This window comes from Comamonas sp. Y33R10-2 (assembly GCF_019355935.1).
Classification (GTDB): Bacteria; Pseudomonadota; Gammaproteobacteria; order Burkholderiales; family Burkholderiaceae_C; genus Comamonas.
This window is the reverse complement of the sequence record NZ_CP079925.1, coordinates 2,730,452-2,742,064: the sequence shown is the minus strand read 5'-3', so window position 1 is coordinate 2,742,064 and position 11,613 is coordinate 2,730,452. Positions and strand designations below refer to the sequence as shown.

At 56.1% G+C, this 11,613-nt stretch carries 10 protein-coding genes and 1 riboswitch; of the genes, 4 read left to right on the top strand and 6 right to left on the bottom strand.

The genetic code is table 11. From position 1 onward, the window contains the following. Positions 1-31: 31 nt before the first annotated feature. The 4 genes from KUF54_RS12195 to KUF54_RS12180 form a co-directional block, all read right to left on the bottom strand. Positions 32-1,345 carry a cyclopropane-fatty-acyl-phospholipid synthase family protein gene (locus KUF54_RS12195; RefSeq protein ID WP_219343084.1) on the bottom strand — a complete coding sequence of 438 codons (1,314 nt, stop codon included), beginning with the start codon at positions 1,343-1,345 and terminating at the stop codon, positions 32-34. Between the two features lie 45 nt (positions 1,346-1,390). Continuing rightward, a complete protein-coding gene (locus KUF54_RS12190; RefSeq protein ID WP_219346389.1) occupies positions 1,391-2,290 on the bottom strand; it encodes a hypothetical protein in 900 nt (299 codons plus the stop codon). Next, positions 2,290-3,351 carry a GNAT family N-acetyltransferase gene (locus tag KUF54_RS12185; protein WP_219343083.1) on the bottom strand — a complete coding sequence of 354 codons (1,062 nt, stop codon included), beginning with the start codon at positions 3,349-3,351 and terminating at the stop codon, positions 2,290-2,292. The genes KUF54_RS12190 and KUF54_RS12185 overlap by 1 nt, the downstream gene beginning before the upstream one ends. 132 nt (positions 3,352-3,483) lie before the next feature. Then, a complete protein-coding gene (locus tag KUF54_RS12180; RefSeq protein ID WP_219343082.1) occupies positions 3,484-4,857 on the bottom strand; it encodes an aspartate aminotransferase family protein in 1,374 nt (457 codons plus the stop codon). A 474-nt stretch (positions 4,858-5,331) separates the two neighbouring features. On the opposite strand from KUF54_RS12180, the gene KUF54_RS12175 reads away from it, so the two are divergent. Together KUF54_RS12175 and KUF54_RS12170 are read left to right on the top strand one after the other, a co-directional pair. Beyond that, positions 5,332-5,988, top strand: coding sequence for a HEPN domain-containing protein (locus tag KUF54_RS12175; protein ID WP_219343081.1), 657 nt, complete (start codon positions 5,332-5,334; stop codon positions 5,986-5,988). A 2-nt stretch (positions 5,989-5,990) separates the two neighbouring features. After that, entirely contained in the window at positions 5,991-6,521 is a 531-nt protein-coding gene (locus KUF54_RS12170; RefSeq protein WP_219343080.1) for a hypothetical protein, read from the top strand. 42 nt (positions 6,522-6,563) lie between these two features. On the opposite strand, the gene metH is transcribed toward KUF54_RS12170, so the two are convergent. Beyond that, positions 6,564-9,317 (bottom strand): methionine synthase, encoded by a 2,754-nt coding sequence (metH, locus tag KUF54_RS12165; protein WP_219343079.1) that lies wholly within the window; start codon positions 9,315-9,317, stop codon positions 6,564-6,566. Between the two features lie 36 nt (positions 9,318-9,353). Beyond that, positions 9,354-9,460, bottom strand: a riboswitch (S-adenosyl-L-homocysteine riboswitch). 143 nt (positions 9,461-9,603) lie between these two features. Between metH and KUF54_RS17425 the strand changes: the two genes are divergently transcribed. Then, on the top strand, positions 9,604-9,732 hold the full coding sequence (locus tag KUF54_RS17425; protein ID WP_255576070.1) for a hypothetical protein: 129 nt from the start codon (positions 9,604-9,606) through the stop codon (positions 9,730-9,732). 110 nt (positions 9,733-9,842) lie between these two features. Here the strand turns inward: KUF54_RS17425 and KUF54_RS12160 are convergent, their stop codons facing one another. After that, complete coding sequence (locus KUF54_RS12160; protein ID WP_255576069.1) at positions 9,843-10,388, bottom strand: PACE efflux transporter; 546 nt, start codon at positions 10,386-10,388, stop codon at positions 9,843-9,845. A gap of 73 nt (positions 10,389-10,461) precedes the next feature. Here KUF54_RS12160 and KUF54_RS12155 point away from each other — a divergent pair, with 73 nt between their 5' ends. Further along, positions 10,462-11,376, top strand: coding sequence for a LysR family transcriptional regulator (locus KUF54_RS12155; protein ID WP_219343078.1), 915 nt, complete (start codon positions 10,462-10,464; stop codon positions 11,374-11,376). Positions 11,377-11,613: the final 237 nt, after the last annotated feature.

The window sequence follows — 11,613 nt, the reverse complement described above, 5'->3', positions numbered from 1 at the left end:
CAGCCGAATAACGCCTTGAAATTGAGCCATTTCAGGCAGTATTCACTTTGATTTTTGCAGCGCCTGCCATGTGTGGGGCCACCATGCCCTGCGCTGCTTCCAGACTCTTGAGGTCATCTTCACGCTGGTGGATGTAATCGCGCGTCAGTGGCACTGCCTCTTGCCTGCGACTCAGTTGCACCTGAAAAATGGCAATGTCCTGATAGCGGAACGCCGCTTCAGACATGGACAAATAGAACTCCCACATGCGGCAAAAACGCTCGTCATACAGCGCGGCAGCTTGCGCTCTCTGTACCAGGAAGCGCTCGCGCCACAGGCGCAGAGTTTGGGCATAGTGCAGGCGCGGAACCTCTATGTCGCAGATCACCAGACCTGATCGTTCGATAGCGGGTGTGAACTCCGACATGGATGGAATATGGCCGCCCGGAAAGATGTAGCGCTCAATCCATGGATTATTGAAGTCTGGCACATCGCTGTTGCCAATAAAGTGCAGCAGCATGACCCCGTCGTCACTGAGCAGCTCGTGACATTTGCGGAAAAAGGCATCGTAAAAACCGGTTCCTACATGCTCGAACATGCCGACTGAAACAATGCGGTCGAACGAGCCATGCTCTTCACGATTCATGTCGCGGTAATCCACCAGTTGGTAATCCAACTTCTCCGCGTGGGTGGATTGAGAGGCTTTGTGTTGGGCGCCCGCAAGCTGCTCGGTGGACAGCGTGATACCCGTGACATGCGCCGCCCCCGCTACCTCGGCCAGATAGCGAGAGAGGCCGCCCCAGCCGCAGCCTATGTCTAGAACGCGCTGTCCTGGCTCAATCAGCAGCTTGGCGGCGATATGCCGTTTCTTGGCGAGCTGGGCCGTTTCAAGATCCTCATCACCCTGCTCAAAATAGGCGCAGGAATACTGACGCTCGCTATCCAGAAACAGCTGATACAGACGGTCATCCAGATCATAGTGATGGGCCACATTGGCGCGAGCTTTGCCGCGCAGATTGTTTTGTAGCAAAGGGCGCAGCATCATGCGCCAGGCGTCCAGCATGCGCACGGTGGCGCTGATGGGCGCATTTTTTGAATGGCACAGAGCCAGCTCCAGCACGTCATACACGCTGCCTTTTTCGATGAGCAGGCGCTCTTGCATGAACATCTCGCCAAAGTTCAAATCGGGGTCGCGCAGCAGTGCAAAGATTGCGCGTTTGTCGGTAAAACGTATCCTTGCCTGAGGCTGGCCACCGTCGCCAAAGAGCAGTGTCTTTCCAGATGGGAGGGTGACTTCAAGCCGTCCCGTTTTGACCAAGGGTTCAAACGCATGTCGCAGCAATTTTTCGGTCAACCGGTCCAGCATGTCAGCTCCTTGAAGCGAGGTGTTGAAAGGTATCGGTGAAGCGCTTTAACTCGCGTTGCTGGCCGCTATGCGCTTCACCAGCCGTTGATTCAATCCATGTTGCCCAGCCTGCCAAGCAGCTAGCGTTTGAGCATCAATCTGCGTGTCCTGCCCGTCGCTTGCGCTCATCAGGCGCTTCCACCAAGTGCCATAGTGCCATGACGACACGTCGCCGGTAATGTCACTTCCGATGATCTGCCCGCGCAGGGCATCGATCAGGCCCATGGCCTGCTTTTCCAGCATCTGGCCTTGATCCCAGTTGGTGCGCACAACCTCGGGGGCGAACACATCTTTGTCTATGCTCAGATAGGTGTCCTGCGGCCATTCACTGAGATGACGAGACAGCGCCTGCACCAACTCTGCGATGGTAGAAAAGCTGCGAAACGCCTTGCCGGCCCCAATGCGTTGGGCCCAGCGCGTATCCACACCGCAGCTCCAATAGGTGAGCTTGCCAGCGCGCAGCGGGCGCAGATAGTTTTCCCAGGCGTGGCCCGAGCCAATGTCCTGAGATGTGATGCCCGCTACATGCACTTGCGATACGGCAGGGTGCATGGCCACGCGCCGCACCCATGAGCCGCAATGCACGCCCCATGGGAAGCGCATATTGTCCGGGTGGTTGTCCAGCACCACCACGCGCAGCGGGTTGGTAGGCGTGTAGCCGTTATGGCCGATGCTGCGCTCAATCAGCGGCCAGCTCAGATGATGAAAATCGCCGCTGCCCATGAGCGCGGTGCCGTGCAGCGGGGGCAGATGGGTGTGGATGGCATCGGTAAATCGTTTAAAGCTGCGCAGGCCGCAGCCAAAGCGCACCAGCTCTTGCCATTCCAAAAGCGGCAGACGCAGCTCGTTGTTGAGTGGGCCTACGGAGCCATCGACATCCAGCACAACGGGTTGCAGCTGCATCATCATGTCTTGTCACCCCACTGGCTATCGCCCTCAAACAGACTGGAAAAGCGCCGCCCCAATGCGCGCAGCACGGGGTTGCGGATGAAGACTGCGTGCTGCGTCATGGTGAAGCTGGCGCCCAGCTGGGCCTTGACTTCAGGGTCGGTCCAGCCCGCCACATAGTGGCTGAGCCCGCGCTCCAGTGCGTATTCAAGATTGACCATCCAGCTCACAAAATAGAGGTTGGCTTCACGCGCTGCCGGGTAAGACAGGCCGATGTATTTGTCTATCAGTTTGCCACCATGCTCAAAGCACAGGTTCCAGCCTAGCAGAGCCTTGCTTTGCAGGTCGCGGTATTCAAACACGATGCCGCCATTGCCTGCATCGCGCAGCAGGTCGGCAAAGAAGGCGCGAGTGAGTTTGTCGAAGTGAATTTCGCTTTGCGCGTAAACGGCATCAAACAGCGCGTAGTAGGCATCTACACATGCATCATCCGCGAATGCCGCACCGGTTGGAATGCGTTCTATGCTCAGCTGCTCGCGGCTTTTGAGCTTGCGTTTGAGGCTGCTTCTGCGGTTTTTTGACAGGCCCGCCAGATAGGCGTCAAGACTGCTAAAGGTAATGGGGACATAGGCCAGCGCCTGCCCTTCCAAAGCAATAAAACCTTGCTCTGAAAGCGCTTGAGTGACTTCTCTGGAGAAGCGGTTTTCATCTTCAGAAAGCAGTGGCGATGCCTGCGGCAAATCCTTGACGATGGTCAGCAGGGTGCGACCCGCCATGGCCCGCAATTGCTGCGCCAGTGTGCTTGCAGCAATGCCTTGAGGCAGCAGCGCATATTCGCTGACGGTGGCGCCCACAAAGTCGGTTTGCAGGGTGAGTTTTGAACTCAACCATTGGCCACCCGGTAACGACAAAAGACGCGCCTTGAGCGCGTCATCTGCAGTGGTCAGCAAGTCAAACGGTGCCGTGAAGGCGGGGGCAGGCCAGTCCTTCAGCAAGGCAAAGCCTTCTGGCGGGTGATCGGCAAACTGCCTCAAAAGACCGCTGGGTTCGAGCTGGTTGCGGAGTTTTTCCGTCGCCATTCCTTGATTCGTATTCGATTTTGAAACTGCCGCGACCCAAACCAGAAACGCCAAGCAAGGGCCGCCCCGCAGCGAAGGCGTTGCCCCCCTCCCGAAGAGAGAGGGGGAAGGCGCAAAGCGCCTCAAGGGGTGTTATGCGCTTTTCGCTTTGGTCAGCAACTGATCCAGCAGCACCATGGCTTCGTCAATTTCAGGGCGTGAAATCATCAGCGAAGGCGCAAAGGTGATCACGTTCTTGTAGTAGCCGCCCACGTCCAGCACCAGGCCACGCTTCTGGCCTTGGTATTCCAGACCACCTTCAAGGCCGATGTCCACCATCTTGTCCAGCAGCGCCTTGTTGGGCGTAAAGCCGTCTTCGGTGCAAATTTCGGCGCGCAGTGCCAAGCCCATGCCGTCCACATCACCGATTTCCTTGTGGCGCTTTTGCAGATCCTTGAGGCCTTCGAGGAAGTAGGCGCCCGATTCGCACACTTGACGACCGAAGTCCATCTCGTGCGTCATGCGCATCACTTCCAGACCCAGCGCCGTGCCCAGAGGATTCGCAGCAAAGGTGGAGTGGGTGGAGCCAGGTGGAAACACCGTGGGGTTAATCAACTCTTCGCGCGCCCACAGGCCGCTCAACGCGTTCAGGCCGTTGGTCAGTGCCTTGGCAAACACCAGTACATCGGGCTTGATGCCGAAGTTTTCGACCGACCACAGCTTGCCGGTGCGCCAAAAACCCATCTGGATTTCATCGACCACCAGCAGCACGCCGTGGTCGTCCAGCACCTTCTTCAAACCGGTGAAGAAGTTGGCAGGGGGAATGACGTAGCCACCGGTGCCTTGAATTGGCTCAATGTAGAAAGCCGCGTATTCGCACTGGTTGGTCTTGGGGTCCCAGACTGCGTGGTATTCGTTCTCGAACTTGCGGCGAAACTCTGCCACGATGGAGTCGGCGTACTCCTCTGCCGTCATGCCCTTGGGGCGACGGAAGGGGTAGGGGAAGGGGATGAACTGAGCGCGGTCGCTGAAGTGGCCGAAGCGGCGACGATAGCGGTAGCTGGAGGTAATGGAAGAAGCACCGAGCGTGCGGCCGTGGTAGCCGCCTTCAAAAGCGAACATCAAGCTCTTGCCGCCGCTGGCATTGCGCACCACTTTCAGCGAGTCTTCAATGGCTTGCGCGCCGCCCACGTTGAAGTGCACGCGGCCGTCATTGCCCCATTTGCTCTTGGCGTCTTCCGCGATGAACTTGGCAAGCTCGATCTTGGTGGGGTGCAGGTACTGACTTGCCACCTGGGGCAGCTCTTGGAGCTGCTCGATCATCTTTTGCTCAAGACGCTTGTTCTTGTAGCCAAAGTTGACGGCCGAGTACCACATCTGCAAATCGAGGTAGGCGGTGCCTGAGTCGTCGTACATATAGCTGCCATCGCAGCCTGTGAAAATCTTGGGGGGATTGACGTAGTGGACGGTGTCACCAAACGAGCAGTATTTGGCTTCGTCAGCCAGCAATTGGGCAGTATTAATCACAGAAAGAAATCGCTCCGCAAAAAGAATTTTTCAACGCTATGCGTCAGCAGTTTGCGGTTGCAATATTTCCGACCTGTCGAGCCATTGTGTGGGAAATGTGGAGATGCCTTCACGGGCCTTCGTAGCGGCCTTTAGCAACGCCCTTTAGTCGCCTCATTGAGCACATAAAACATCATTGGTTGCTCGACAAGGTTTAGTGGTGCTTGAGTTGGAAGGTGGGTTTCATAGCCGCTAATTCAGCAGGTCTCATCACTCGAGTGCATCCGCTGGCCATTGAATCCATAAACATCGTGCAACGCCAGCTCCTTGCACGAGTTTCTCTACCCATTGAGATCCTTGCTGTTTATGCGAAAACGCGCTTAAGCGCTTTCCATATAAGGACTAGCCGCTGTGAAAACAAAGGTTTGCAGTGTGAGTCATTGCTCTGTTTTTCATCCCTATTTAAGCTGCCGCTAAAACGAGGGAAGAGAAGGCATGCAAGCTACATACACCGCACTCAAAGTGCGTCACCGGAGCATTCGTGATGACATGCCTGATGCATTAACTCTGCGCATTCACCGTGCACTTAGCTGGTTGCAACGAGCCAGCCAGTGCGATGACCCCGATGGTCGCTTTATCTTTCTCTGGATTGCGTTCAATGCCGCCTATGCGCATGAAATTCCGCAAGGTCAGCGCCTTTCAGAGCAAGACGCTTTTCGCGCTTTTCTCAAAAAGATCAATGGTCTGGATACAGACAAGCAACTGGAAGCCTTGATCTGGAAAGAGTTCAGCGGCCCTATACGCGTGCTGCTAGACAACCCCTATGTCTTTGAATCCTTCTGGGACTTTCACCGCGGCGATCTGAGTCAAGAACAATGGCAAGAACGCTTCACCAAAGGCAAACAACGCGCAAACCGGCTACTTGAAAAAGGCGACACGCCAGAGTTGCTAGCCCTGGTCTTTCAGCGTATCTACACTCTGCGCAACCAACTGGTGCATGGCGGCGCAACATGGAACAGCCAGATCAATCGCCCCCAAGTACAGGACTGCGCCAACATCATGGGCAAGCTGGTACCAGTGGTGATTGATTTGATGATGTCCAACCCAGACACGATTTGGGGTGAGGCTTGTTATCCGGTGATTAGTTCATAGCCATGAAAACAAAAAAGATTCCCGTAGGCCAGCTTCTCTGCGATGGTCTTGGAGACTCCGACAATGCAATTGAAAATATTGAAAATTTAATGCCCTTGATTGGCGATATCGTCGTTTGGTTCAATGCGCTAGAGAATGATCTCAACCATGCGTTGTGCGATTTCATTTCAGATCGCTCCGTGCAAAAAGGTATCCTCGTCGTTAGCAACATGATGTACAGCACAAAGCTAGAGCTGTTCGAAAAATTTGCATCAGATTGGATGGGAGTATTTCAAAATGAACCCGTTTGGTTTCAAGATCTCATCGCAGACTTAAAAACTTGCTCTAGCTTGCGTAATAAAGTTGTTCACGCCAACTGGCTAGAAACGGACGACGCCGGATACACACAAGTACGGATCAGGGTCGCACGATCAGGTTTAGCCGAGCATGAACTCACTCTATTCACTGCAGAATCCTTAACTCTCATACTCAAGAAAATCATAGCGACTAGAAATAGGCTAGGTGAATTGATTTCTGAGCACTTAATCTGCTAATAAAAAAGGCCGCTTATGCGGCCTTTTTCACGTCTGGGAATATCACCCCAAATTTGGCGCCAAAAAGCGGCGCAACTCGTCCACCGGCATACCGCGACGCGCAGCCATGTCGGCCAGTTGATCTTCACCAATCTGACCCACATTGAAGTACACAGCTTCGGGGTTGCCGATGTAGAAGCCGCTGACGCTCGATGCGGGGTTCATGGCCAAGCTCTCCGTCAGCGTCATGCCGATTTCTTCGGCTTGCAGCGTCTTGAACAGTTCGATCTTGGCTGTGTGATCTGGGCAGGCAGGGTAGCCCGGCGCGGGGCGAATGCCTTGGTAGGCTTCTTTGATGAGATCCTCATTGCTGAGGTTTTCATCCGCCGCGTAGCCCCACAAATCGGTGCGCACGCGCTTGTGCAGGCATTCTGCAAAGGCTTCGGCCAAGCGGTCGGCCAGAGCCTTGAACATGATGCCGCTGTAGTCGTCTAGCGCGGCTTCAAATTCCTTGTCTTTCTTCTCTGCGCCGATGCCCGCAGTCACGGCGAACAGACCTGCGTAGTCCTCGATGCCAGACTCTTTGGTAGCCACAAAATCGCTCAGGCAGCGGCTGGGGCGCATCACACCTTCAATCGCCTGCTTTTCGGTTTGCTGGCGCATGCCGTACCAAGTCGTCAGCACTTGGCTGCGTGATTCGTCGGTATAGAACTCGATGTCGTCGCCCACGCGGTTGGCGGGGAACAGGCCCATCACACCGTTGGCTTGCAACCAGCGGCCGTCGATGATTTTTTGCAGCATGGCCTTGGCGTCCGCTTGCACATTGCGCGCTTGCTCGCCCACGATTTCATCGTCGAGGATGGCGGGGTAAGAGCCCGCCAAATCCCAAGTCTGAAAGAACGGACCCCAGTCGATGTACTGGGCAATTTCTGCCAAATCAAAGTTCTTGAAAACACGGCGGCCAAGGGTGCGCGGAACAACAGGCGCATGTTGGACCACAGCGGCATTGGCGCGAATTTGGGCCAAGCTCCACAGCGGTGTCTTCTTTTTATTGGCGTGCTGGGTGCGCACCTTGTCGTAATCGGTCTGCACTTCAGCCAGATAGGCTTCTTTGTTCTCACCCAGCAGGCTTTGCGCCACGCTCACCGAGCGCGAGGCATCGGGCACGTACAGCACCGGGCCTTCGTACTTGGGCGCAATCTTGACGGCCGTGTGCACGCGCGAGCAGGTGGCGCCACCGATCAAGAGCGGAATCTTCTTGATGCGGAAGTAGTCATCTTTGTGCATCTCGCCCGCCACGTACTGCATCTCTTCCAAGCTGGGGGTGATCAGGCCCGAAAGACCAATGATGTCGGCACCCTCGGCCTTGGCACGCGCCAGAATTTCGTGGCAGGGCACCATCACGCCCATGTTGATAACTTCAAAGTTATTGCACTGCAGCACCACGGTGACAATGTTCTTGCCGATGTCGTGCACATCGCCCTTAACAGTAGCGATCACAATCTTGCCGCGGCTGCTCACATCCAGACCCGCCGCTTCTTGCTGGCGCTTTTCTTCTTCGATGTAGGGAACCAAATGCGCCACGGCCTGCTTCATCACGCGGGCGGATTTAACCACCTGCGGCAAGAACATCTTGCCGGCGCCAAACAGGTCGCCGACCACGTTCATGCCATCCATCAACGGGCCTTCAATCACGTGCAGCGGGCGGCCACCCTTGTTCACCACGATCTCTTGGTAAGCCTCTTCGGTGTCTTCGGTGATGAAGTCGGTAATGCCATGCACCAGCGCGTGCGACAGGCGCTCGCCCACGGTCTTGGGGGCATCTGGTGTGCCGCGCCATTCCAGTCGCTTGCTCTCATCCTTCGCGCCGCTCTTGGCGCTGTCAGCCACTTCCACCAAACGCTCGCCCGCATCGGGGCGGCGGTTGAGCACCACGTCTTCCACGCGCTCGCGCAGCACGGGCTCGAGGTCGTCGTACACGCCGACCATGCCGGCGTTGACGATGCCCATGTCCATGCCCGCAGCAATCGCGTGGTACAGGAACACGGTGTGGATCGCCTCGCGCACGGGGTCGTTGCCACGAAAGGAGAAGGACACGTTGGACACGCCACCGCTGACCTTGGCGCCGGGCAGGTTCAGCTTGATCCAGCGCGTGGCTTCGATGAAATCAACGCCGTAATTGTTGTGCTCTTCAATGCCGGTGGCTACGGCAAAGATGTTGGGATCGAAGATGATGTCTTCGGGGGCAAAACCGACTTCGTCTACCAGGATGCGGTAGGCGCGCTCGCAAATTTCAATCTTGCGCTCAAAGGTGTCGGCTTGGCCTTTTTCATCAAACGCCATCACCACAGCGGCTGCGCCGTAGCGCTTGACTAATTTTGCGTGCTTCTTGAACTCGTCAACACCTTCCTTCATGGAGATGGAGTTGACGATGCCCTTGCCTTGCAGGCAACGCAAACCGGCTTCAATAACCTCCCACTTGGAGCTATCGACCATCACTGGCACGCGGGCAATGTCGGGCTCAGAGGCCATCAGGTTCAGGAACTTCACCATGGCGGCCTTGCTGTCGAGCATGGCCTCGTCCATGTTCACGTCGATGACCTGGGCACCGTTTTCCACCTGCTGGCGGGCCACGGCCAAGGCCTCTTCGTACTGCTCGTTCAGGATAAGGCGCGCAAAGGCTTTGGAGCCTGTGACGTTGGTGCGCTCGCCCACGTTGACGAACAGCGTGTCCTCACCAATAAAGACGGGCTCCAGGCCCGACAGGCGCATGGGGGGCACGGAAGAAACAGCAGTAGCGGGGACAGCAGCAGACATCAGCTCACCTGTGAGAAAACCAGAAACAGAATCGAAAACAGGTGAGCGCCGTTGTGAATACGGGCAGATCGAATGCAGGATCTGCGACCCCGAGCCTGACAGGTCATGCATGAAGATGACCAGCTGCAGCGCTCCTCGGGGCGAAGCACGTCATTCTAAGGCGAGGTGCTTAATCATGACTTCAAAGCAGATTGCTTCACCTTGTCTTGTCACGTTCTGGAATCGCAGTTGAGAGCATTTGCCATCAAAAAATCCGTAGCGTGCAAGGCAATTTCGTCAACCACGAATGCAGACATCTCATTACCAGTGCAGCACATCGCACAACGCCTTCATTTTCATGCCGCTGGTCGGCGCGTTCTTCATCGACATCATTAACGCCTTGCTGCTGCAGGAAATGCTCAGCCTTCTGCGTTGATAGCTCGGGCTTCACCCACAAAAAAGCGTGTTCTCGCTGACCGGGAACACGCTTTTTTCATAGCTGCCTGTGCTTGATAGACAAGCGCTAGCAGCTGATTTAACACTAAATTACTGAGCCATTGCCTGCGCCGATGCGGGCAGACCAAACAGGCGGTCAAACACCCAGTTGAAGGCAAAGGTGTAGACCATGAAGAACACCAGCAGGCCTGCTTCCATCACCGCGGCTTCCCACAGTGTGATGTTGAACCACCAGGCCATCAGCGGGATGAGCATGGCGGCGATACCGCCCTCAAAACCAATGGCATGCACCACGCGGCGCAAGATGGAGCGGCCCTTTACGGTCTGGCTAGACTCCCATTTTTCAAACAGGTAGTTAAAAAGCAAATTCCAGCAAATGGCAATCACTGAAGCGACGACCGCCATAACGCCGGAGTCGCTCGCGTTTTGGCCAATCGCCATAAAGATTGCGCTGGAGACTGCAATCGCTATGGCTTCGTACAGGCCGACATACACAATTCGGCGCTTGGCGCCTTGCAGGCCGGTGGGCTGGAAAGAAATCGGTGCAGTTTGTTTAGCAGCCGATGAAGACAAAGAAGAGGCAAGTGAATCGGCAGAAGAAGAAGCGGGTGCCATCGCTGAGGCTTGTTGAGACATGGGACGCAGTGTATGTTCTGAAAACTGAAGAGAAAAGTCAGTTCCTTTCAATTTTTCTGATAGATAAGCCGATATGCCCTTCACCGCAGATCAAATACCGCTGTTTCTCGCTGTGCTGGATGCCGGCTCTTTCTCCGCCGCGGCACGCAAGCTAGGGCGTGTGCCCTCGGCCATCAGCATGGCCATTGCCCAATTGGAGGCCGAGCTAGACCTGCAACTATTTGACCGCCGTGGCCGCGAGCCTGTGCCCACCGCTGCTGCACGCGCTTTAGAGCCACAAGCGCGCCTGCTGGCCGAGCAATTGCAGCTATTAAATTGGCAAGCACAAGCACTGCACGCGGGGCTTGAAGAGCGACTGACGCTAGCCATTACCCCTGAGTTACTAGCCACGCACTGGAGCGAGCCGCTGAACCGGCTTGTGCAAGAGTTTCCGGCTCTGCCCATTGAGGTGCTGGCCGCCCCGCAGACCGATGCGCTAGAGCTGCTGCACGCAGGTCGCGCCCATCTAGCGCTGGTATTTGAGCGCCCGGCGATGGACGGGCGCGAGGGCTTTCAAGAAATGGGGCAAGAGACGCTGGTGGCGGTCATGTCCCCCCAGTTCGCACCCTGGCTGCAGGCCTTGGCTGATCATGGTGCACAGACCCAAATGACCGTTGAGCAACTGGCCGCCACACGCCAAGTACTGGTCGCCAGCCGCGACCCGCAGCAGACCGATCCACGCTTTGTGTTTGCACGTCAGCTGTGGCGCACAGACAGCCACCAAGCAGCGCTGTCACTCATTGGTGCAGGCTTGGCTTGGGGCTGGCTGCCCAAGGGGCTGATCGAAGCGCAGATCAGTGCCGGTGCCTTGATGGAAATACCGGTGCAGAACCTCAGCAACGGAACGACTTTGTTTGTGGACTGGGTATGGTCTAAAGAGCGCGCGCAAGGCCTTGCTGCGCGGCGCTTTGTGCAGCTGCTGCGCGAACGCGAAGCCGGGAAAAACTGACACCCGTAAGCTGTAGTTCCAGGCAAAAATGCCTTCAAGCGCTGAATATTGAATCGCTAGGCGCTATTTACTTCATAGCAAACCCATTTGCACTGCAAAGGAGCTTTTCGTATGCCCCGTCAGCCCGCCAAGCCCAGCCTCCCCTTTCCTACCAGTGATTCTGTAGAAGCTGCCAAGACTGCCCCTGCTGCAACGCCAGCTGTCAAAAAACCAGCCATGAAGTCAACCCGAAAAGCG